This is a genomic window from Pseudomonas sp. SA233 (assembly GCF_054792385.1).
Window position 1 is genome coordinate 1,124,028 of sequence record NZ_CP096449.1, and the last position, 21,765, is coordinate 1,145,792.

Sequence of the window (21,765 nt, forward strand, 5' to 3'; positions counted from 1 at the left end):
ATCAAGGCTGAGGCGGGGTGTGGCAAGGGCTTTGGGTTGCCTCACTTGAGGCGGTCGGCGACACCCATGCAGATCGCCATGATCAGTTTCAGTTCCTTCTGTACCGTGCTGGGCGAAACATTCAGTTGTCTGGCGATTTCCAGGTAGGTGGCGCCATGCAGCCGGCTTAGTATGAAGATGCGCTGCTGACGTTCGCTCAGCTGTTTGAGGCTGATACTCAGGTGCTTGAGCAACTGCTCGGCATGGGCCGCATCCTCGCTGCTGGTGGCCGGCGCGGCCACGCTGTGCAGGACCTCGTCGGGCACGTCGTCGACCAGCATGCGCGATTGCACCCGGCGCGCGCGCAGATGGTCGAGGGCCAGGTTGCGCGCGGTCTGGAAGACGAACGGCTCGATGTGTTCTATGGGCCGCTCACCGAGCGCGCGGGAAACCCGCAGGTAGGTTTCCTGCAACAGGTCTTCGGCAGTGTTGGGGTTGCCCACCATGCGTTGCAGGGTGCGCAGCAGGGTAAGACGCTGGACGAGGAAGACAGAGTTGAACCGGGACTGACTCACAGGGGGACCTGGGCGACGAAAGGTTAATGATAATGCTTATCATCCGCCTGAGAGGTCAAGCCTGGAAATGTTAGGAAAAGGTAAAGATTGTGAGTATTGGGCGCAGAGGCGCTCGCCGCGGCATTATCAGCGCCTGTGAGATCGAGCGCCGCCCGCGCGGCGCTTCGCAGCACAAGGCTGCTCCTACATCTGTTTCAGGCCAGTCACGCCTGTGCCAACGCACGCGACCGCCTTGTTTGTCCGTCACGATATCGAGGTGAAAGCCAAGGGGCCGCACGCCTTGGCCTCAGGAATAATTGGCCCGAAACAGATGTAGGAGCAGCCTTGTGCTGCGAAGCGCCGCGCGGGCGGCGCTCGATCTCACAGGCGGTAAAAATGCCATGTCATGCTCAGCCGGCGCGGCACAACGCCAGGCAGTTATCCAGCATGCGGTTGGAGAACCCCCACTCGTTGTCATACCAGGCCAGCACCTTGAGCATGCGCCCGTTGGCCCGGGTATGGTTGGCATCGAAGATCGACGACAGCGGGTTGTGGTTGAAATCGCAGGAAACCAGCGGCAAGGCGTTGTAGCCCAATACCCTGGAATGCTTGCTGGCCTCGAGGAACAGCTGGTTGACCTGTTCGGCCGTGGCCTCGCGCTTGAGATTTACCGTGAGGTCCACCAGCGACACGTTGATCACCGGCACCCGTACCGCCATGCCGGTCAGCTTGCCGGCCAGCTCCGGTAATACCAGGCCCACGGCCTCGGCAGCGCCGGTCTTGCTCGGGATCATCGACTGGGTTGCCGAACGCGCACGATACGGGTCGCCGTGGTACACATCGGTCAGCACCTGATCGTTGGTATAGGCATGGATGGTGGTCATCAGGCCCTGTTCGATGCCGAACTCGCGGTGCAGCACCTGGGCAATCGGTGCCAGGCAGTTTGTAGTGCAGGAGGCATTGGAGATGATCTGGTGCGAGGCCCGCAGGATGTCATGGTTGACCCCGTACACCACGGTGGCATCGGCGCCTTTGGCCGGTGCCGAGACAATCACCTTGCCAGCCCCCGCAGCCAGGTGGGCGGCGGCCTTGGCACGCTCGGTGAACAGCCCGGTGCATTCGAACACCACGTCGATCGCCTCGGCCTTCCAGGGCAGTTCGGCCGGGTTGCGGATGGCGCTGACCGCGATACGGTCACCATTGACCGTGAGGCTTTCGTGGTCGGCCTCGACGCTGGCGTCGAAGGTACCGTGCACGCTGTCGTACTTGAGCAGGTGGGCATTCATGGCGCTGTCGCCCAGGTCGTTGATGGCGACGACCTGCAGGTCCTGGCGGTAGCCTTGGGTATACAGTGCGCGCAGGACGTTGCGCCCGATGCGGCCGAATCCATTGATGGCGATGCGTAGGGTCATGGCAGTACCTCTGGCAGTCCGAGTGAAAGCTGTGGCACAAAGGAGCTTCACTGAAACGGTTTTGTTGTTGGAATTACAAGATTATTCACCTGCCGATAGAAAACAAGCCTTTTTAGTGGCAGTATTTTGTTTAAACATACAACGAGTGGTTGGGCGACGTGCCTCCACCGATGCAGCGGGCTCCTCTACCTTGAGCCTAGGCCGCAATCGTTTGGAGGGGAAATGCCCGGCAAACCGCCCTTACAATTAGCCTGGAGTCCAGTACATGCATCCGCGCATCCTTGAGGTCACCCAGCGGCTGGTCGAACGTAGCCGTGCCACCCGCGAACGCTACCTGCAACTGATTCGCGGCGCGGCCAGTGACGGCCCCATGCGTGCCAGCCTGCAGTGCGCCAACTTCGCCCATGGCGTGGCCGGTTGCGGCAGCGACGACAAGCAGACCCTGCGCCTGATGAACGCGGCCAACGTGGCCATTGTCTCGGCCTACAACGACATGCTTTCGGCGCACCAGCCGTATCAGCACTTCCCCGAGCAGATCAAGCAGGCCTTGCGTGAAGTCGGCTCGGTCGGCCAGTTCGCCGGTGGCGTGCCAGCCATGTGCGATGGCGTGACTCAGGGCGAGCCGGGCATGGAGCTGGCCATCGCCAGCCGCGAAGTGATCGCCATGTCCACTGCCGTGGCCCTGTCGCACAACATGTTCGACGCCGCGCTGATGCTGGGCATCTGCGACAAGATCGTTCCCGGCCTGATGATGGGGGCGCTGCGCTTCGGTCACCTGCCGACCATCTTCGTTCCGGGCGGGCCGATGGTCTCCGGCATTTCCAACAAGCAGAAGGCCGATGTGCGCCAGCGCTACGCCGAAGGCAAGGCCAGCCGCGAAGAGCTGCTGGAGTCGGAGATGAAGTCCTACCACAGTCCTGGCACCTGCACCTTCTACGGCACTGCCAATACCAACCAGTTGGTGATGGAGGTGATGGGCCTGCACCTGCCGGGCGCCTCGTTCGTCAACCCGTACACACCGCTGCGCGACGCGCTCACCGCCGAGGCCGCGCAGCAGGTCACGCGCATGACCAAGGCCAGCGGCAGCTTCATGCCGCTGGGTGAAATCGTCGACGAGAAGGCGTTGGTCAACTCCATCGTCGCCCTGCATGCCACCGGCGGCTCGACCAACCATACCCTGCACATCCCGGCGATTGCCCAGGCTGCGGGTATCCAGCTGACCTGGCAGGACATGGCCGACCTGTCCGAGGTGGTGCCGACCCTGTCCCACGTCTACCCCAACGGCAAGGCCGACATCAACCACTTCCAGGCCGCTGGCGGCATGGCCTTCCTGATCCGCGAGCTGCTCGATGCCGGGCTGCTGCACGAAGATGTCAACACCGTGGCCGGCCATGGCCTGCGCCGCTACACCCAGGAGCCGTTCCTCGACAACGGCAAGCTGGTGTGGCGCGAAGGGCCGCAGCACAGCCTGGACGAAAGCATCCTGCGCCCGGTGGCGCGGCCGTTCTCGGCCGAAGGCGGCCTGCGGGTGATGGAGGGCAACCTCGGCCGCGGCGTGATGAAGGTGTCCGCTGTTGCCCCCGAGCACCAGGTGGTCGAGGCCCCGGCGCGGGTGTTCCACGACCAGCAGTCGCTGGCCGATGCGTTCAAGGCCGGCGAGCTGGAGCGTGACTTCGTCGCCGTGGTGCGCTTCCAGGGCCCGCGCTGCAACGGCATGCCGGAGCTGCACAAGCTCACACCGTTCCTCGGTGTGCTGCAGGACCGTGGCTTCAAGGTGGCGCTGGTCACCGACGGTCGCATGTCCGGTGCCTCGGGCAAGATCCCGGCGGCCATTCACGTTTGCCCCGAGGCTTATGACGGCGGCCCGCTGGCACGGGTGCGCGATGGTGATATTGTGCGGGTCGATGGTGTCGAAGGCACGCTGCGGGTAATGGTGTCGGCTGAAGAATTGGCCAGCCGCGACCTGCCGCCAGCGCCACAGGGCAACGACCTGGGCTGCGGGCGCGAGCTGTTCGGCTTCATGCGCATGGCGTTCAGCCCGGCAGAGCAGGGCGCCAGTGCGTTCACCTCGGCCCTGGAGAACCTCAAATGAAGGACCTGCTGGTTGGCGACATCGGCGGCACCAATGCCCGTTTTGCGTTGTGGCGTGACAACCAGCTGCATGAAGTGAAGGTCTTTGCCACCGAGGACTACACCAGCCCGGAACAGGCCATCGAGGCTTACCTTGAAGGCTTGGGCATTCCCCGCGGCGGCGTGACTGCTGCCTGCCTGGCGGTGGCCGGGCCGGTCGATGGCGATGAGTTCCGCTTCACCAACAACCACTGGCGCCTCAGCCGCGTGGCCTTCTGCCAGACATTGCAGGTCGAGCGGCTGCTGCTGATCAACGATTTTACCGCCATGGCGCTGGGCATGACCCGCCTGCGTCCCGGCGAATTCCGCGAAGTATGCCCAGGCCAGGCGGACCTGTCGCGGCCGGCATTGGTCATTGGCCCGGGTACCGGGCTGGGCGTTGGCGCGCTATTGCGCCTGGGCGAACAGCACTGGCATGCCTTGCCGGGAGAGGGCGGGCACGTCGACCTGCCGGTGGGCAATGCCCGCGAAGCGGCGATTCACCAACAGATTCACGGGCAGATCGGCCATGTCAGCGCCGAGACCGTGCTCAGTGGCGGTGGCCTGCTGCGCCTGTACCAGGCAATTTGCGCGCTGGACGGCGACACACCCCGACACAAGACCCCGGCACAGATCACCGATGCCGCGCTCGGCGGCGAGCCGCGGGCGCTGGCGGTGATCGAGCAGTTCTGCCGGTTCCTCGGCCGAGTCGCTGGTAACAATGTTCTGACGCTGGGCGCACGGGGTGGGGTTTATATTGTCGGCGGCGTGATCCCGCGCTTTGCCGAGCTGTTCCTGCGCAGCGGGTTTGCCGCGAGTTTTTCCGACAAGGGCTGCATGAGTGGCTATTTCGCTGGCGTGCCGGTTTGGCTGGTGACGGCGGAGTTTTCCGGGTTGCTGGGGGCCGGGGTGGCTTTGCAACAGGCGCAGGTTCACTGACTGGGGTTGCAAAGCGGCCCCAATAAAAACAGGCAACAAAGACCTGTAACTAACAAAAGGACGGACCACCTTGAGCACTGCCGGCAAATCAATCCTGATGGTCGACGACGACCAGGAAATCCGCGAACTGCTGCAAACCTACCTGAGCCGCTCCGGCTTCCAGGTGCATGCCGAAGCCGACGGAAAGGGCTTTCGCCGCGCGCTGGAAACCACCCCCTGCGACCTGGTCATCCTCGATGTCATGCTGCCCGACGAAGACGGCTTCAGCTTGTGCCGCTGGGTACGCCAGCACCCGCGACAGGCACGGGTACCGATCATCATGCTCACCGCCAGCTCCGACGAAACCGACCGGGTCATCGGCCTGGAGCTGGGCGCCGACGACTACCTGGGCAAGCCATTCAGCCCCCGCGAACTGCAAGCGCGGATCAAGGCCCTGCTGCGCCGCGCCGAGTTCGGCCAGGCGGCGCCGGGCAGTGCGGTGCTGGCCTTCGACGACTGGCGCCTGGACACGGTCAGCCACCGCCTGTTCCATCGCGACGGTGAGGAAGTGATTCTCTCCGGCGCCGACTTCGCCCTGCTCAAGCTGTTCCTCGACCACCCACAGCAGATCCTCGACCGCGACACCATCGGCAACGCCACCCGTGGTCGCGAGCCGATGCCGCTGGACCGCATCGTCGACATGGCGGTCAGCCGCCTGCGCCAGCGCCTGCGCGATACCGACAAACCACCCCGGCTGATCCGCACCGTACGCGGCAGCGGTTACCTGTTGGCTGCCCATGTCTGCAATGCGCCCTGAGCGGCGCTGGCGTCTGCTGCCGCGTTCGCTACTGGGGCGCATGCTGCTGCTGACTCTGCTCGTAGTGCTGCTGGCCCAGGGGTTGTCGAGCATCATCTGGGTTGCCCAATTGCGCGCCAGCCAGTTGCAGGGCCTGCGTGCCAGCGCCAGCAGCCTGGCTCATTCGATGAGTGCCAGTGTCAGCTACTTCCGCTCGTTGCCGGTGGCCTACCGGCCGATGGTCCTCGACCAGCTGCGCAGCATGGGCGGTACGCGCTTTTTCGTGTCCCTCAACGCCAAGCCGCTGGACATGCCGCTACTGCCCGTTACCCCACGCAAGCAGGCGGTGATCGATGTGTTCCAGCAAGTGCTGCATGAGCGCCTGGGTTCGCAGATGGAAATTTCCGTGGAGTTCGTCGGGCCGGACGACCTGCGTATCTTCAACAGCGGGCTGAAGCTCGACGAACTGCCACGGTCCTGGGCGCATTACTCGCTGACCCTGGAGCCACTCAACCCGCCGGTGCTGGTAACCCAGATCCGCCTGGGCGAGGGTGAGTGGCTGTACATCGCCTCGCTGCTGCCCGAACCCTACACCAGCCTGGAGGCCGAGCGCCTGCCACGTCAGCAGATCGGCTTCATCGTGCTGACCACGGCCTTGCTGCTGTTGTTCATCGGCTTGCTGGTGCACTGGCAAAGCTGGCCGCTCAAGCGCCTGGCGCGGGCCGCGCGGGAGATGTCGCTGGGCGCCGATGTAGCGCCGGTGGCCGAAGGCGGTGGCAGCGAGGTGGTCGAGGTGGGGCGTGCGTTCAACAGCATGCGCGAGCGCATCAGCCGATACCTGACCGAGCGCAGCCAGCTGTTCAGCGCCATTTCCCACGACCTGCGCACGCCGATCACCCGCTTGCGCCTGCGCGTCGAGCTGCTGGAGGACGAGCGCCTGCAGGCCAAGTTCAGCCAGGATCTGGACGAGCTGGAACTGCTGGTCAAAGGCGCGTTGCAGTGCGTGAAGGACACCGACATCCACGAGAACATCGAGCCGGTCGACCTCAACCAGGTGCTGGAAATCCTGGCCGAGCCTTACCTGGGCGATGGCCGCATAACGCTCGAAGGCCGGGCGCTGGCGCCGTACCCGGGCAAGCCGCTGGCGTTGCGGCGCTGCATCGGCAACCTGATCGACAATGCCATCAAGTACGGCGAGCGGGCACGGTTGCGCATCATCGACAATGCCGAGGGGTTTGTCCTGCAGGTGGATGACCAGGGGCCGGGGGTGCCGCAGCAGCAGCTGGAGCAGGTGTTCGAGCCGCACTTCCGTCTGGCCGGGCAGCAACAGGGGTACGGGCTGGGGTTGGGGATTGCGCGCAACATTGCCCATAGCCATGGCGGGGAGGTGAGCTTGCTGAACCTGCGTGAGGGCGGGTTGCGGGTGACCTTGTATCTGCCGCGGGGCATGGACTGAAGGGTTGTATTGCCTCTACCGGCCCCTTCGCGGGTAAACCCGCTCCCACAAAGACCTCACAGGTCCATACAGACTCCGAGGCTAACGCAAAAACTTGTAGGAGCGGGTTTACCCGCGAAGAGGCCGGCACAGGCAACACAAATGTCACTGGCTGGTGACAAAGCCACCCTCCTTGGTGACATCCCCATCCAGGCCCGCTCACTAGAATTCGCAGACGACTGGCAAGGATCAAGCTGGCCCATGAGCACCTCCAACCTGGCTTCCACCCGCTGGCTCGACGCCCCGGCCCACAACGCCTGGCGCATGGCAGAAGGGCAACGCCTGCTGGCCTTCGCCACGGCTTCGAAACTGCCCGATGGCTTCGGTAGCCTCGACGCCGCAGGCCTGCTTGCCCCCAGTGCCCGCGCCGAAACCCTGATCACCACCCGCATGACCCACTGCTTTGCCCTGGCCCACCTGCAGGGGGTGCCGGGCTACCTGGCCTATGCCGAACATGGCGTGGCCGCACTGCGTGGCGCGCTGCAGGATGCCACCTACGGCGGCTGGTTCGCCCACCCCGGTGGCCATGACGACAGCGGCAAGGCGGCTTACCTGCATGCCTTTGTCGCCCTGGCCGCCAGCTCGGCGGTGATGGCAGGCGCTAGTGGTGCACCAGTCCTGCTGGCAGACGCGGTGCAGGTGCTCGAAGCGCATTTCTGGAGCGAAGAGGAGGGGGCCCTGCGGGAAGCCTTCTCCCGCGCCTGGCAGCTGCCCGAGCAGTACCGTGGTGCCAACAGCAACATGCATGCGGTCGAGGCCTTCCTGGCCCTGGCAGACGTAACTGGCGACAACCTGTGGCTGCAACGTGCCTTGCGCATCGCCGAACGCATCATCCATACCCATGCCGCCGCCAACGGCTACCGGGTCATCGAGCATTTCGACGCCCTCTGGCAGCCGCTGCCGCACTACAACCAGGCGTACCCGGCAGACCACTTCCGGCCTTATGGCTCCACGCCCGGGCATGCCCTGGAGTGGGCGCGGTTGCTGCTGCACCTGGAGGCCAGCCTGGAACGGTCCGGCCTGCAAGCCCCGCGGTGGCTGCCAGACTGCGCCCGCGCATTATTCGACACAGCCTGCCAGCAGGCCTGGAACGTCGATGGCGCGCCCGGTTTCGTCTACACCCTGGACTGGGACGATCGCCCGGTGGTGCGCGCACGCCTGCACTGGGTACATGCCGAAGCCTGCGCCGCCGCAGCAGCACTGTTGCAGCGCACGGGCGACAGGCACTACGAACAGTGGTACCGCCGTTGCTGGGACTTCATCGCCAACCATTTCATCGACCATGGCGCTGGCAGCTGGCACCACGAACTCGATGCGCACAACCAGCCGGCCGCGACCATCTGGCCAGGCAAACCCGACCTCTACCATGCCTACCAGGCGCTGCTGCTGCCGGGCTTGCCACTGGCACCCAGCCTGGCCTGCAGCTTTGCCGGCAATGTAACCAAACGATGACATTCACGCATCGCTTCGTTACCTGGCGAGGCGAGCACGCTGTTTAGACTTCATGCAACGCAAGCGATCGACTTGCACGGCATAACAACAAGAAAGGTGCTTCGATGAATTCCACGCTCCGTCTCGCTGCCGCAATCTCACTGGCCTCCTTGTTCCCGCTGAGTGCCTTGGCTGCCGATGCCAAAGGCAGTGTCGAGGTCGTGCACTGGTGGACCTCCGGTGGTGAAAAAGCGGCGGTCGATGTGCTCAAGGCCCAGGTCGAAAAAGATGGCTTCACCTGGAAGGACGGCGCCGTCGCCGGTGGTGGTGGTGCCACCGCCATGACCGTACTCAAGAGCCGCGCCGTGGCCGGCAACCCGCCGGGTGTCGCGCAGATCAAGGGCCCGGACATCCAGGACTGGGCTGCCACCGGCCTGCTCGACGCCGATGTGCTCAAGGATGTGGCCAAAGAAGAAAAGTGGGACTCACTGCTCGACAAGAAGGTCGCGGATACCGTCAAGTACGACGGTGACTATGTCGCCGTGCCGGTGAACATCCACCGCATCAACTGGCTGTGGATCAATCCTGAGGTCTTCAAGAAGGCCGGGATCGACAAGGCGCCAGCCACCCTCGACGAATTCTACGCCGCCGCCGACAAGCTCAAGGCCGCCGGCTTCATCCCGCTCGCCCATGGCGGCCAGCCGTGGCAGGACAGCACCGTGTTCGAAAGCGTGGTGCTGGCGGTCATGGGGGCCGATGGCTACAAGAAGGCCCTGGTCGACCTCGACAGCACGGCCTTGACTGGCCCGCAGATGGTCAAGGCGCTGACCGAACTGAAAAAGGTCGCCACCTACATGGACCCGGATGGCAAAGGCCAGGACTGGAACCTGGAAGCGGCCAAGGTCATCAACGGCAAGGCCGGCATGCAGATCATGGGCGACTGGGCCAAGAGCGAATGGACCCTGGCGAAGAAAACCGCCGGCAAGGACTACCAGTGCGTGCCGTTCCCCGGCACCGAAAAGGCCTTCCTGTACAACATCGACTCGCTGGTGGTGTTCAAGCAGAACGACGCCGGCACGTCTGCCGGCCAGCAGGATATCGCCCGCAAGGTGCTGGGTGAGGACTTCCAGAAGGTCTTCAGCAGCAACAAGGGCTCGATCCCGGTGCGCAACGACATGCTGGCCGACATGGGCAAGTATGGTTTCGACGCCTGCGCGCAGACCTCTGCCAAGGACTTCCTGGCCGATGCCAAAAATGGCGGCCTGCAGCCGAGCATGGCGCACAACATGGCCACCACGCTGGCCGTGCAGGGTGCGTTCTTCGATGTGGTGACCAACTACATCAACGACCCCAAGGCCGACCCGGCCGATGCGGCGAAGAAGCTGGCGGCGGCGATCAAGGCTGCCCAGTAAAGCTGACGCGATTCCGTTGTAGGAGCGGCCTTGTGTCGCGATGGGCTGCGCAGCAGCCCCATAACCTGCGCACTCGATCTTTAAGGTAGGTAATCGACCTTGAGTCCTTTGGGGCTGCTGCGCAGCCCATCGCGACACAAGGCCGCTCCTACAGGGGAGTGCGGCGCCTTTGAGGTGAACCATGACCACAGCAACCGCCCAACTGCGGGCCTCACCCCTGGACGCGCTACAGCGCTGGCTGCCCAAGCTGGTGCTGGCGCCTAGCATGTTCATCATCCTGGTGGGCTTCTACGGCTACATCCTCTGGACCTTCGTTCTGTCCTTCACCACCTCGACCTTCCTGCCGACCTACAAATGGGCCGGCCTGGCGCAATACGCCCGGCTGTTCGACAACGACCGCTGGTGGGTGGCAAGCAAGAACCTGCTGCTGTTCGGCGGCCTGTTCATCGCCATCAGCCTGGTCATCGGCGTAGTGCTGGCGGTCTTGCTGGACCAGCGCATCCGTCGCGAAGGTTTCATCCGCACCATCTACCTGTACCCCATGGCGCTGTCGATGATCGTCACCGGTACTGCCTGGAAGTGGCTGCTCAACCCCGGCATGGGCCTGGACAAGCTGCTGCGTGACTGGGGCTGGGAGGGCTTTCGCCTGGACTGGCTGATCGATCCCGACCGGGTGGTGTACTGCCTGGTGATCGCCGCCGTGTGGCAGGCCTCGGGTTTCATCATGGCAATGTTCCTTGCCGGCCTGCGTGGCGTCGACCCGTCGATCATCCGTGCCGCGCAGATCGACGGCGCCAGCCTGCCGCGCATCTACTGGCGCGTGGTACTGCCCAGTCTGCGCCCGGTGTTCTTCAGCTCGCTGATGATCCTCGCGCACATTGCCATCAAGAGCTTCGACCTGGTGGCGGCCATGACTGCCGGCGGCCCAGGCTACTCGTCCGACCTGCCGGCGATGTTCATGTATTCGTTCACCTTCAGCCGCGGCCAGATGGGCATGGGCTCGGCCAGCGCCATCCTGATGCTCGGGGCGATCCTGGCGATCCTCGTGCCTTACCTGTACTCGGAGCTGCGGAGCAAACGCCATGCATAGCCCTCTCGACAAAGCGGTGCTGAGCCCGAGCCGCATCGCCATCCACGCCGTGCTGTTGCTGGCGGTGCTGCTGTACCTGGTACCGCTGGTGGTGATGCTGCTGACCAGCTTCAAGACCCCGGAAGACATCAGCACCGGCAACCTGCTGAGCTGGCCGGCAGTATTTACCGGCATCGGTTGGATCAAGGCCTGGAGCACGGTCAGCGGTTACTTCTGGAATTCGATCATGATCACCGTGCCAGCGGTGCTGATCTCCACCGCCATCGGCGCGCTGAACGGCTATGTGCTGTCGATGTGGCGCTTCCGCGGTTCGCAGCTGTTCTTCGGCCTGCTGCTGTTCGGCTGCTTCCTGCCGTTCCAGACTGTACTGCTGCCGGCCTCGTTCACCCTTGGCAAGCTCGGCCTGGCAAGCACCACGACCGGCCTGGTGCTGGTACACGTGGTCTACGGCCTGGCCTTCACCACGCTGTTCTTCCGCAACTTCTACGTGAGCATCCCCGATGCGCTGGTCAAGGCCGCGCGTCTGGACGGTGCCGGGTTCTTCACCATCTTCCGCCGCATCATCTTGCCGATGTCCACGCCGATCATCATGGTCTGCCTGATCTGGCAGTTCACCCAGATCTGGAACGACTTCCTGTTCGGCGTGGTGTTCTCCAGCGGCGATTCGCAACCGATTACCGTGGCCCTGAACAACCTGGTCAATACCAGCACCGGGGCCAAGGAATACAACGTCGACATGGCGGCGGCGATGATCGCCGGCCTGCCAACCCTGCTGGTCTACGTGGTGGCAGGCAAATATTTCGTCCGCGGGCTGACTGCTGGCGCGGTAAAGGGGTAAGTCATGGCAACGCTCGAACTTCGCAATGTGAACAAGACCTACGGCAGCGGTTTGCCGGACACCCTCAAGGACATCCAGCTGTCGATCAAGGATGGCGAGTTCCTGATCCTGGTCGGCCCCTCGGGCTGCGGCAAGTCGACCTTGATGAACTGCATCGCCGGGCTGGAGCAGATCACCGGCGGCGCGATACTCATCGACCAGCAGGACGTCAGCGGCATGAGCCCCAAGGACCGCGACATCGCCATGGTGTTTCAGTCCTACGCGCTGTACCCGACCATGAGCGTGCGCGAGAACATCGAGTTCGGCCTGAAGATCCGCAAGCTGCCGCAAGCTGCAATCGACGAGGAAGTGGCGAGGGTGGCCAAGCTGTTGCAGATCGAGCACTTGCTGGCGCGCAAGCCTGCGCAGCTGTCCGGTGGCCAGCAACAGCGCGTGGCCATGGGCCGGGCGCTGGCACGGCGGCCGAAGATCTACCTGTTCGATGAACCGCTGTCCAACCTCGATGCCAAGTTGCGCGTCGAGATGCGCACCGAAATGAAACTGATGCACCAGCGCTTGAAGACCACCACCGTTTACGTCACCCATGACCAGATCGAGGCCATGACCCTGGGGGACAAGGTGGCGGTGATGAAGGACGGCATCATCCAGCAGTTCGGCACCCCGCAGCAAATCTACAACGATCCGGCCAACCAGTTCGTCGCCAGCTTCATCGGCTCGCCGCCGATGAATTTCATCCCGGTGCGCCTCACGCAACAGGACGGGCGCCTGCTGGCCGTGCTCGACAGCGGCCAGGCGCGTTGCGAGCTGCCCTTGGGAATGACCGCGGACGAGATGGATGGCCGCGAGGTCATCCTCGGCATCCGCCCCGAGCAGATTGCCCTGGGCGCAGCCGAGGGCAACGGCCTGCCCGGCATTCGCGCCGAGGTGCAGGTGACCGAGCCCACCGGGCCAGACCTGCTGGTATTCGTCACCCTCAACCAGACCAAGGTCTGCTGCCGCCTGGCGCCGGATGTGGCGTGCCGGGTCGGCGATAACCTGAACCTGCAATTCGACCCAGCCCGGGTGCTGCTGTTCGACGCCGCCAGCGGCGAGCGCCTGCACCTGGCCACCACTGCTGCAACCATGAAAGACAACGTGGCGCACTTCAAGGGCCGATAACTCGTCTACACCATCAAATAAGAAAAAGAGGACGCAAAGGGATGGAACAGCGCAAACGCATCAGGACATTGGGCTCGCTGGCCTTGCTCGCGCCACTGGCGATGGCTGTTGGCAGCAGCGTTCAGGCTGCCGAAGCTTTCTCCAGCGAATCGAAGTGGATGACCGGCGACTGGGGCGGCACCCGCACCGAGTTGCTGGAAAAGGGCTATGACTTCACCCTCGATTACGTCGGCGAGGTTGCCGGTAACCTGCACGGTGGATACAACGACGACAAGACTGCGCGCTACAGCGACCAGTTCGCCCTCGGCGCGCACCTGGACCTGCAGAAAATCTTTGGCTGGCACGACGCCGAGTTCAAGCTGGCGATCACCGAGCGCAGCGGCCGCAACCTGTCCAACGACCGCATCAGCGACCCGCGCGCCGGGCAGTTCAGCTCGGTGCAGGAGGTGTGGGGTCGCGGCCAGACCTGGCGCCTGACCCAGATGTGGGTCAAGCAGAAGTACTTCGACGGCGCACTGGACGTCAAATTTGGCCGCTTCGGCGAGGGCGAGGACTTCAACAGTTTCCCCTGCGACTTCCAGAACCTGGCCTTCTGCGGCTCGCAGGTGGGCAACTGGGTTGGCGGCATCTGGTACAACTGGCCGGTCAGCCAGTGGGCGCTGCGGGTGAAATACAACATCACTCCGGAATTCTTCGTTCAGGTCGGTGCCTTCGAGCAGAACCCTTCCAACCTGGAAACCGGCAACGGCTTCAAGCTCAGTGGCAGCGGCACCAAAGGCGCGATCCTGCCGGTGGAAGCGGTGTGGTCACCCAAGGTCAATGGCCTGCCGGGCGAGTACCGCCTGGGTTATTACTACAGCACGGCCAAGGCCGACGATGTGTTCGATGACGTCAACGGCAACCCGCAGGCGCTGACGGGCGAGGCCTTCAAGTCGCACTCCAGCAAGCATGGCTGGTGGGTGGTGGCACAGCAGCAGGTCACTGCCCATGGCGGCGATGTAAACCGTGGCCTGAGCCTGTTCGCCAACTTCACCGTGCACGACAAGGCCACCAACGTCGTCGACAACTATCAGCAACTGGGCTTGGTCTACAAAGGCGCATTCGACGCCCGGCCCAAGGACGATATCGGCTTTGGCGTGGCGCGCATTCATGTGAATGACGACGTGAAGAAGCGCGCGGAACTGCTCAACGCCCAGAGCGGCATCAGCGATTACGACAACCCAGGCTTCGTGCCGCTGCAGCGTACCGAGTACAACGCCGAGCTCTACTACGGCTTCCACGTCACCAATTGGCTGACCGTGCGGCCCAACCTGCAGTACATCAAGAGCCCCGGCGGCGTGGATGAGGTGGATAACGCGCTGGTCGCAGGTTTGAAGATTCAGTCGTCATTCTGAGAGCAATTGTTGTAAATTTACGCCAATCCACTTCGGTACCCGACAACCACTGGTCTTCAGTGGTTGTCGGGGATAGGCCGAGACAGCGCTATCTCAAACAACAAGAGCTCTGAACCATGCCCGAACATCCGCTCCATCGCTTCTTCACCTCGCAGCGGCCCCGGCCGACATTCGAGTGGGAGCGTTACCAGCAGCGCGATGTGCTGATCATCGACCATCCCCGTTGCCAGGCGGTGTTCAGCCGCCAGGGTGCGCAACTGCTGCATTTTCAACCAGCGGGTGAACGGCCCTGGCTGTGGTGCGCCGAGCAGTGGCCGCAGGTGGGGGCGATCCGCGGTGGCGTGCCGGTGTGCTGGCCATGGTATGGCCGCCACCCCAGCGAGGACTTGTGGCCCGCCCATGGCTGGGCGCGCCTGCTCGACTGGAAGCTGGTGGACAGCCGCGAGGACGAGGAGGGCGTAACCCTGAAATGGCGGCTGGACCTGTGCGACTGGCAGGTTGACCTGCATGCCCGGCTGGGTAGCCGCATGGAGCTGAGCCTGAGCACCGAGCACCAGGACAGCGAACCCTGCCAGCTGAGCCATGCCCTGCTGGCCTACTGGCGCATCAGTGACGTGTCCGAGATAGCGCTGTCCGGGCTGGAGGATATAGAAGGCTACGACCGCCTGAACCGCCAGGCCTGCCGTGAAGATGGCGCGCTGAAGCTCAAGGGCGGTTGCCAGAAGGTCTACCCCGGCACGCCGCGGGTGCAATTGCAGGACCCGGCCTGGCAGCGCGAGCTGTGCATCGATACCGGTGACAGCGACGACACGGTGGTGTGGCACCCGGGCAACCGCCCGCTGATGGGCGTGACCGGGCGTGAATGCCAGCGCTTCGTCTGTGTCGAGGCCGCCAGCGGCAGTGGCGAGGGCCTGAGCCTGGCGCCGGGGCAGCGTGCCCACCTGCGCCTGCAGGCGCACCGGCTCAGTTGAGCTCGTCGTCCTCGATCGGGTAGCGGCTGGCGTTGAGGCTTTCCTTGATCTTGCGCAGGTGCGGCTGGAAGTCCACGCCGCGACGCAGGGTCATGCCGGTGGCCAGCACATCGAGCACGGTCAGCTGGATGATCCGCGAGGTCATCGGCATGTAGATGTCGGTGTCTTCCGGCAGCGGAATGTGCAGGCTCAGGCTGCAGGCATTGGCCAGTGGCGAACCGGCAGCGGTCAGGCCCAGTACCGAGGCGCCGTTTTCCCGGGCCAGGCGGGCCACCTCGACCAGTTCGCGGGTGCGCCCGGTGTAGGAGATGATGACGAACAGGTCGCCGGTGTGCGCCACCGAGGCCAGCATGCGCTGCATCAGCACGTCGGCGTGGGCCGATACTGCCAGGTTGAAGCGGAAGAACTTGTGCTGGGCGTCCAGCGCCACCGGGGCCGAGGCGCCCAGGCCGAAGAAGTGGATCTGCCGTGCCTGGATCATCATGTCCACGGCACGGCTGACCTGTTGCGGGTCGAGCTGCTGGCAGGCGCTGTCGAGCGAGGCGATGGCACTGGCGAAGATCTTCTGGGTGTAGGCTGCCGGGTCATCGTCAGCCTCCACCGCGCGGCTGACGTAGGCGGCGCCGCTGGCCAGGCTCTGCGCAAGCTGCAGCTTGAGCTCGGGGTAGCCGCTGACGCCGAACGAGCGGCAGAAGCGGTTGACGGTCGGTTCGCTGACCTTGGCCGCCTGGGCCAGCGCAGCGATGCTGAAACGGGTGGCTTGTTGCGGATTGAGCAGGATGACTTCGGCGACTTTGCGTTCGGCCTTGTTCAGCTCGTCGAGGCGGCCCTGGATCTGTTCCAGGAGGTTTCGCACGCGGTCCATGGGTGTGTCCTTGGGTCGAGAAGACAGCCGGCTGTTGGAGCAGCAGGCTTTTTGCACGGTCGTCTATCGTACTGTCGGCGCGGTTGACGTACCACTTGTCTGTAACCCTTGTGTGTAATGTTGTGGTTTTTACTACATTATCCCTTGAAAACCGTATGTGAAAGCGGTATTCCTAGACCAACTTTAGGAAAGAACCAACATCATGGCTGCGATCAGTGTCGAACCTTGCACCTTTGCCCTGTTTGGCGCCTTAGGCGACCTGGCATTGCGCAAGCTGTTTCCTGCCCTCTATCAGCTCGACCGGGCCAACCTGCTGCACCCGGAAACCCGCCTGCTGGCGCTGGCCCGCGAGGCCGGTAGCGCGCAGGGCCACCTGGACAGCATCGAGGCGCACCTGCGCCGGCATGTGCCCGAGGCCGATATCGAGCCCGCCGCACTGGGCCGTTTCCTCGCCAGGCTGAGCTACCAGCACCTGGATTTCCTCCAGCCCGAGGGCTATCAGGCCCTGGCCGAGCAGTTGCCGGACGAGCTGCCGCTGATTGCCTACTTCGCCACCGCTGCGGCGGTGTACGGGGCCATCTGCGAAAACCTCGACAAGGCCGGGCTGGCCGCACGCACCCGAGTGGTGCTGGAGAAGCCCATTGGCCACGACCTGGAGTCGTCGCGCCGGGTCAATGATGCTGTGGCTCGGTTCTTCCCAGAGAGCCGGGTCTACCGCATCGACCACTACCTGGGCAAGGAAACAGTGCAGAACCTGATCGCCCTGCGTTTCGCCAACAGCCTGTTCGAAACCCAGTGGAACCAGAATTCCATCTCCCATGTGGAGATCACCGTCGCCGAGAAGGTCGGTATCGAAGGCCGCTGGGGCTACTTCGACAAGGCCGGCCAGCTGCGCGACATGATCCAGAACCACCTGCTGCAGCTGCTGTGCCTGATCGCCATGGACCCGCCCAGCGAACTGTCGGCCGACGCCATCCGTGACGAGAAGGTCAAGGTACTCAAGGCCCTGGCACCGATCACTGGCGAAGGGCTGAGCACCCGTGTGGTGCGCGGCCAGTACATCGCCGGCTACAGCGATGGCAAGCCTGTGCCCGGTTACCTGGAAGAAGACAACGCCAACGCCCAGAGCGACACCGAAACCTTCGTCGCCCTGCGTGCCGACATCCGCAACTGGCGCTGGTCGGGGGTGCCGTTCTACCTGCGTACCGGCAAGCGCATGCCGCAGAAACTGTCGCAGATCGTCATCCACTTCAAGGAAACGCCGCACTACATCTTCGCTCCGGAACAGCGTTTGCAGATCGGTAACAAGCTGATCATCCGCCTGCAACCGGACGAAGGCATTTCTTTACGGGTGATGACCAAGGAGCAGGGCCTGGATAAAGGCATGCAACTGCGCAGCGGCCCGTTGCAGCTGAATTTCTCCGATACCTGGCGCAGTGCAAGGATCCCGGATGCCTACGAGCGGCTGTTGCTCGAAGTGATGCGCGGTAACCAGAACCTGTTCGTGCGCAAGGATGAAATCGAGTATGCCTGGAAGTGGTGCGACCAGCTGATTGCTGGCTGGCGTAACGCAGGCGATGCGCCCAAGCCGTACGCCGCAGGCTCCTGGGGGCCGATGAGCTCGATTGCACTGATCACACGCGATGGGAGGGCGTGGTATGGGGATATCTGAACTGAAACTGCCAGCGACTGTGACGGTACATGAGCTGGCGGATGCCAAGGCTCTGGCCGCAGCCCAGGCCCATGACGTGGCCGAGCGCTTGCGCGCAGCCATTGCCGCCAAGGGCCAGGCCTGCGTGGTGCTATCCGGCGGCCGCAGCCCGGTGCCGTTCCTCGAGAAGCTGGCCAGCGAAAACCTCGACTGGGCCAAGGTCACCGTCAGCCTGGCCGATGAGCGCTGGGTGCCGGTGGAGCATGCCGACAGCAACGCCGGCCTGCTGGCGCGCCACCTGTTCAAGGGCGCGGCGGCCAAGGCCCGCTTCGTTGGTCTTTACCAGCAGGCGGAGAACCTTGATGCCGCTGCAGGCAAGGCCGATCAGGCCTTGGCCGAGCTGCCGCCAATTGACGTACTGGTGCTGGGTATGGGGGATGATGGCCATACAGCTTCGCTGTTCCCCGCCAGCCCCAACCTGGAGGCAGGCCTCGACCTGGCCAACCCACGCCGCTGCCTGCCCTTGCTGGCACCGAGCGTGCCGCGCCAGCGCCTGTCGATGACCCGCTCGCTGCTGGCCAGCTCCGCCTTTACCGCGCTGTCCGTACAAGGGCAGGGCAAACTCGCTACCCTGCGCGCCGCGCTGGCTGGCACCGACCTTTCCGAAATGCCGATACGCGCTTTTCTTCACGCCCCCCTGGACATCTACTGGTGCCCATGAGCCAAGGATCCACAGTCATGACCACCCTTGAACGCCCACAGCCCAAGCTCTCGATGGCCGACAAAGCCGCACGGATCGACGCCATTTGCAAAGAGGCGCGCATCCTGCCGGTGATCACCATCGCCCGTGAGGAAGACATCCTGCCGCTGGCTGACGCCCTGGCCGCCGGCGGTATCCGTACCCTGGAAGTGACCTTGCGCTCGCAATATGGCCTGAAGGCCATCCAGGTGTTGCGCGAGCAGCGCCCGGAGCTTTGTGTCGGCGCCGGCACCGTGCTCGATCGTGGCATGTTCGCCGCGGTTGAAGCTGCGGGCGCGCAATTCGTCGTTACGCCAGGTATTACCCAAGACATTCTCGAAGCTGGTGTGGACAGCGAAATCCCGCTGCTGCCAGGCATCAGCACGCCGTCCGAAATAATGATGGGCTACGCCCTGGGCTACCGCCGCTTCAAGCTGTTCCCGGCGGAGATCAGCGGCGGGGTAGCGGCGATCAAAGCCTTTGGCGGCCCGTTCGGCGATATTCGTTTCTGCCCTACGGGTGGGGTGAACCCGGCCAACGTGCGCAACTACATGGCGCTGCCCAATGTGATGTGTGTGGGTGGTACCTGGATGCTCGACAGCAGCTGGATCAAGAACGGCGACTGGGCGCGGATCGAAGCGTGCAGCGCGGAGGCGATGGCGCTGCTGGACGCCAACTGAATTTGTTGTGTGCTTTACGGCTTGTGGGGCGCTTGGTCGGCGCCCCTTTTTTTTGCCTGAAATTCTTGCAGTGCTTGTGCCGGCCTCTTCGCAGCACAAGGCTGCTCCTACATGGGGCAGCGCAGGGTCCGGATGCTATGCAGTTCCTTGTAGGAGCAGCCTTGTGCTGCGAAGAGGCCGGCACAGGCCAACAAAAAAGCCCGCATCAAACGATGCGGGCTTTCTCATTCATTGCGGTACGGCTCAGGCCGCCTTGGCTTCCTGCTGGCTCAGCGAGCGGTTCAGCGCGCTGAACAGTGCCTTGAAGCTGGCCGTGGTGATGTTTTCATCGATACCCACACCATGTACCGGGCGACCACCGGCCACGCGCAGTTCGATATAGGCCGCGGCCTTGGCATTGGTGCCGGCGCCAATGGCATGCTCGTTGTAGTCCATGATCTCCACGGCAATCGGCAGGCCGGCCACCAGTGCTTCCAGTGCGCCGTTGCCCTTGCCGCGCCAGTGCAGGGTAGTCTCGCCTTCGCCCGCCACTTCCACTTCCACGGCGCTGTGGCCGTTCTCTTCCTGCAGACGGTGGCTGACCAGCGCATACGGGGAGTTGGCCTGCAGGTATTCCTTGTGCAGCAGGCTGTAGATCTGCTGGGCGGTCATTTCCAGGCCCAGGCGGTCGGTTTCGCCCTGTACTACCTGGCTGAATTCGATCTGCATGCGGCGCGGCAGGCTGATGCCGTATTCCTGCTCGAGCAGGTAGGTGATGCCGCCTTTGCCCGACTGGCTGTTGACGCGGATTACCGCCTCGTAGCTGCGACCGATGTCAGCCGGGTCGATCGGCAAGTAAGGTACTTCCCACAGCTCGCCTTCCTGCTGCTTGGCGAAGCCCTTGCGGATGGCGTCCTGGTGCGAACCGGAGAACGCGGTGTGGACCAGGTCGCCCACGTACGGATGGCGTGGGTGCACTGGCAGCTGGTTGCATTCTTCGACCACCTTGCGCACGCCGTCGATGTCGGAGAAGTCCAGCAGCGGGTCGATGCCCTGGGTGTAGAGGTTCAACGCCAGGGTCACCAGGTCGACGTTACCGGTACGCTCGCCGTTGCCGAACAGGCAGCCTTCGGCGCGATCGGCACCGGCCATCAGGCCCAGCTCGGTGGCGGCAATGCCGGTGCCACGGTCGTTGTGGCAGTGCAGGCTGATGATCACGCTGTCGCGACGGCTGACATTACGGCAGAACCACTCGATCTGGTCGGCGTAGATGTTCGGGGTGGACACTTCCACGGTGGCCGGCAGGTTGAGGATGATCTTGTGCTCGGGGGTCGGGTTCCACACCTCGATGACCGCGTCGCAGACTTCCTTGGCGAACTCCATCTCGGTGGCGCTGAAGGTTTCCGGCGAGTACTGGAAGGTCCACTGGGTTTCCGGCTGCTGGGCGGCATACTTGACGAACAGCTTGGCCGCGTTCACCGCGATGTCCTTCACGCCTTGCTTGTCCTGGTTGAAGACAATACGGCGGAACGACGGGCTGGTGGCGTTGTACAGATGGACGATGGCCTTCTTCGCCCCGCGCAGCGATTCGAAGGTACGGGCGATGAGGTCTTCACGGGCCTGGGTGAGCACCTGGATGGTGGTGTCGTCCGGGATGTGGCCGTCTTCGATCAGCATGCGCACGAAGTCGAAATCGGTCTGCGAGGCGGATGGGAACGAGGCTTCGATTTCCTTCACGCCAACCTGCACCAGGGTCTTCCAGAAGCGCAGTTTCTTCTCCGAATCCATCGGCTCGATCAGCGACTGGTTGCCATCACGCAGGTCGGAGCTGCACCAGATTGGCGCGGCGGTGATGGTCTTCGACGGCCAGGTACGGTCAGGCAGGTCGATGGTCGGGAAAGCGCGGTATTTCTTCGAAGGGTCTTTGAGCATGGTCATGGAAGCAATCCTTTTGTGTGCGGCCGAGATCGGGCCTGCCGAGCGATAACGAGATAAAAGGCGAGGCGACGCGATTCAGCCTGGTAGTCGGGCGCTGACCAGGCAGAGGCTGCGATGTTGTCGGAGCAGGATGAGGGTGCTGAAGGTTTTCATGCCTTCAACCCTAACCAGTGGGGTGGGTGATGGCAAGCGTTCAGGAAAAATTGAGAGGAATGCTTAAAAAAAGCTGAAAGGCGAGATTTTATGGCATGAAAGCAAGGCTGGCTTATTGATTGTTGCGCAGTATTTTTCGATGGCGCAACACAGTTGAACTGATGTCGACTGTGCTGGCCCTTTCGCGGGTGAACCCGCTCCCA

18 protein-coding genes are annotated in these 21,765 nt (G+C 63.5%); 14 read left to right on the forward strand and 4 right to left on the reverse strand.

The features are described from left to right. Positions 1-41: 41 nt before the first annotated feature. Positions 42-554, reverse strand: a complete 513-nt coding sequence (locus M1D87_RS05225) for an RNA polymerase sigma factor (RefSeq protein WP_039612760.1) — start codon at positions 552-554, stop codon at positions 42-44. Positions 555-943: 389 nt separating this feature from the next. Beyond that, positions 944-1,945: a type I glyceraldehyde-3-phosphate dehydrogenase gene (gap, locus tag M1D87_RS05230; protein WP_003257961.1), complete on the reverse strand. Its 1,002-nt coding sequence runs from the start codon at positions 1,943-1,945 to the stop codon at positions 944-946. A 265-nt stretch (positions 1,946-2,210) separates the two neighbouring features. On the opposite strand from gap, the gene edd reads away from it, so the two are divergent. The 11 genes from edd (at position 2,211) to M1D87_RS05285 (ending at position 15,557) form a co-directional block, all read left to right on the forward strand. Then, positions 2,211-4,037 (forward strand): phosphogluconate dehydratase, encoded by a 1,827-nt coding sequence (gene edd / locus M1D87_RS05235; protein ID WP_013971120.1) that lies wholly within the window; start codon positions 2,211-2,213, stop codon positions 4,035-4,037. Next, complete coding sequence (locus tag M1D87_RS05240) at positions 4,034-4,993, forward strand: glucokinase (protein WP_013971121.1); 960 nt, start codon at positions 4,034-4,036, stop codon at positions 4,991-4,993. The genes edd and M1D87_RS05240 overlap by 4 nt, the downstream gene beginning before the upstream one ends. A 70-nt stretch (positions 4,994-5,063) precedes the next feature. Continuing rightward, a complete protein-coding gene (gene gltR / locus M1D87_RS05245) occupies positions 5,064-5,789 on the forward strand; it encodes a two-component system response regulator GltR (protein ID WP_003257963.1) in 726 nt (241 codons plus the stop codon). Further along, positions 5,770-7,224 carry an ATP-binding protein gene (locus M1D87_RS05250; RefSeq protein WP_043935373.1) on the forward strand — a complete coding sequence of 485 codons (1,455 nt, stop codon included), beginning with the start codon at positions 5,770-5,772 and terminating at the stop codon, positions 7,222-7,224. Before gltR ends, M1D87_RS05250 begins: the two co-directional genes overlap by 20 nt. A 240-nt stretch (positions 7,225-7,464) precedes the next feature. Further along, positions 7,465-8,715: a D-mannose isomerase gene (locus tag M1D87_RS05255; protein WP_123083873.1), complete on the forward strand. Its 1,251-nt coding sequence runs from the start codon at positions 7,465-7,467 to the stop codon at positions 8,713-8,715. A gap of 104 nt (positions 8,716-8,819) precedes the next feature. Further along, positions 8,820-10,106, forward strand: coding sequence for an ABC transporter substrate-binding protein (locus M1D87_RS05260; RefSeq protein WP_039612764.1), 1,287 nt, complete (start codon positions 8,820-8,822; stop codon positions 10,104-10,106). A 181-nt stretch (positions 10,107-10,287) separates the two neighbouring features. After that, positions 10,288-11,196, forward strand: coding sequence for a carbohydrate ABC transporter permease (locus tag M1D87_RS05265; RefSeq protein WP_013971125.1), 909 nt, complete (start codon positions 10,288-10,290; stop codon positions 11,194-11,196). Next, complete coding sequence (locus M1D87_RS05270) at positions 11,189-12,034, forward strand: carbohydrate ABC transporter permease (RefSeq protein WP_085720749.1); 846 nt, start codon at positions 11,189-11,191, stop codon at positions 12,032-12,034. Before M1D87_RS05265 ends, M1D87_RS05270 begins: the two co-directional genes overlap by 8 nt. A gap of 3 nt (positions 12,035-12,037) precedes the next feature. After that, positions 12,038-13,192, forward strand: coding sequence for an ABC transporter ATP-binding protein (locus M1D87_RS05275; protein ID WP_123083874.1), 1,155 nt, complete (start codon positions 12,038-12,040; stop codon positions 13,190-13,192). 101 nt (positions 13,193-13,293) lie between these two features. Further along, positions 13,294-14,586 carry a carbohydrate porin gene (locus M1D87_RS05280; protein ID WP_230397116.1) on the forward strand — a complete coding sequence of 431 codons (1,293 nt, stop codon included), beginning with the start codon at positions 13,294-13,296 and terminating at the stop codon, positions 14,584-14,586. A 116-nt stretch (positions 14,587-14,702) separates the two neighbouring features. Then, positions 14,703-15,557, forward strand: coding sequence for a D-hexose-6-phosphate mutarotase (locus M1D87_RS05285; protein ID WP_013971129.1), 855 nt, complete (start codon positions 14,703-14,705; stop codon positions 15,555-15,557). Here M1D87_RS05285 and hexR read toward each other — a convergent pair. Continuing rightward, positions 15,550-16,413 carry a DNA-binding transcriptional regulator HexR gene (gene hexR, locus M1D87_RS05290; RefSeq protein ID WP_169774905.1) on the reverse strand — a complete coding sequence of 288 codons (864 nt, stop codon included), beginning with the start codon at positions 16,411-16,413 and terminating at the stop codon, positions 15,550-15,552. The two genes, M1D87_RS05285 and hexR, sit on opposite strands and share 8 nt — an antisense overlap. Positions 16,414-16,624: 211 nt before the next feature. Between hexR and zwf the strand changes: the two genes are divergently transcribed. Genes zwf through M1D87_RS05305 form a run of 3 tightly spaced genes read left to right on the forward strand, consistent with a single transcriptional unit; the run spans position 16,625 to position 19,492 of the window. Further along, positions 16,625-18,094: a glucose-6-phosphate dehydrogenase gene (zwf, locus tag M1D87_RS05295; protein ID WP_013971130.1), complete on the forward strand. Its 1,470-nt coding sequence runs from the start codon at positions 16,625-16,627 to the stop codon at positions 18,092-18,094. Continuing rightward, positions 18,081-18,794, forward strand: a complete 714-nt coding sequence (pgl, locus tag M1D87_RS05300; RefSeq protein WP_015269101.1) for a 6-phosphogluconolactonase — start codon at positions 18,081-18,083, stop codon at positions 18,792-18,794. The genes zwf and pgl overlap by 14 nt, the downstream gene beginning before the upstream one ends. A 17-nt stretch (positions 18,795-18,811) precedes the next feature. Then, complete coding sequence (locus M1D87_RS05305) at positions 18,812-19,492, forward strand: bifunctional 4-hydroxy-2-oxoglutarate aldolase/2-dehydro-3-deoxy-phosphogluconate aldolase (RefSeq protein WP_015269102.1); 681 nt, start codon at positions 18,812-18,814, stop codon at positions 19,490-19,492. 243 nt (positions 19,493-19,735) lie between these two features. On the opposite strand, the gene leuA is transcribed toward M1D87_RS05305, so the two are convergent. After that, positions 19,736-21,409, reverse strand: a complete 1,674-nt coding sequence (gene leuA / locus M1D87_RS05310) for a 2-isopropylmalate synthase (protein ID WP_013971133.1) — start codon at positions 21,407-21,409, stop codon at positions 19,736-19,738. Positions 21,410-21,765: the final 356 nt, after the last annotated feature.

What these genes read in the sequence shown, in the direction of transcription:
- pgl (WP_015269101.1), top strand. Translation starts at nt 18,081, where the DNA reads ATGGGGATATCTGAACTGAAACTGCCAGCGACTGTGACGGTACATGAG.
- M1D87_RS05305 (WP_015269102.1), top strand. Translation starts at nt 18,812, where the DNA reads ATGACCACCCTTGAACGCCCACAGCCCAAGCTCTCGATGGCCGACAAA.
- M1D87_RS05250 (WP_043935373.1), top strand. Translation starts at nt 5,770, where the DNA reads ATGTCTGCAATGCGCCCTGAGCGGCGCTGGCGTCTGCTGCCGCGTTCG.
- edd (WP_013971120.1), top strand. Translation starts at nt 2,211, where the DNA reads ATGCATCCGCGCATCCTTGAGGTCACCCAGCGGCTGGTCGAACGTAGC.
- M1D87_RS05275 (WP_123083874.1), top strand. Translation starts at nt 12,038, where the DNA reads ATGGCAACGCTCGAACTTCGCAATGTGAACAAGACCTACGGCAGCGGT.
- M1D87_RS05280 (WP_230397116.1), top strand. Translation starts at nt 13,294, where the DNA reads ATGGCTGTTGGCAGCAGCGTTCAGGCTGCCGAAGCTTTCTCCAGCGAA.
- gap (WP_003257961.1), bottom strand. Translation starts at nt 1,945, where the DNA reads ATGACCCTACGCATCGCCATCAATGGATTCGGCCGCATCGGGCGCAAC.
- M1D87_RS05260 (WP_039612764.1), top strand. Translation starts at nt 8,820, where the DNA reads ATGAATTCCACGCTCCGTCTCGCTGCCGCAATCTCACTGGCCTCCTTG.
- leuA (WP_013971133.1), bottom strand. Translation starts at nt 21,409, where the DNA reads ATGACCATGCTCAAAGACCCTTCGAAGAAATACCGCGCTTTCCCGACC.
- M1D87_RS05265 (WP_013971125.1), top strand. Translation starts at nt 10,288, where the DNA reads ATGACCACAGCAACCGCCCAACTGCGGGCCTCACCCCTGGACGCGCTA.
- M1D87_RS05255 (WP_123083873.1), top strand. Translation starts at nt 7,465, where the DNA reads ATGAGCACCTCCAACCTGGCTTCCACCCGCTGGCTCGACGCCCCGGCC.
- M1D87_RS05240 (WP_013971121.1), top strand. Translation starts at nt 4,034, where the DNA reads ATGAAGGACCTGCTGGTTGGCGACATCGGCGGCACCAATGCCCGTTTT.
- zwf (WP_013971130.1), top strand. Translation starts at nt 16,625, where the DNA reads ATGGCTGCGATCAGTGTCGAACCTTGCACCTTTGCCCTGTTTGGCGCC.
- M1D87_RS05270 (WP_085720749.1), top strand. Translation starts at nt 11,189, where the DNA reads ATGCATAGCCCTCTCGACAAAGCGGTGCTGAGCCCGAGCCGCATCGCC.
- M1D87_RS05285 (WP_013971129.1), top strand. Translation starts at nt 14,703, where the DNA reads ATGCCCGAACATCCGCTCCATCGCTTCTTCACCTCGCAGCGGCCCCGG.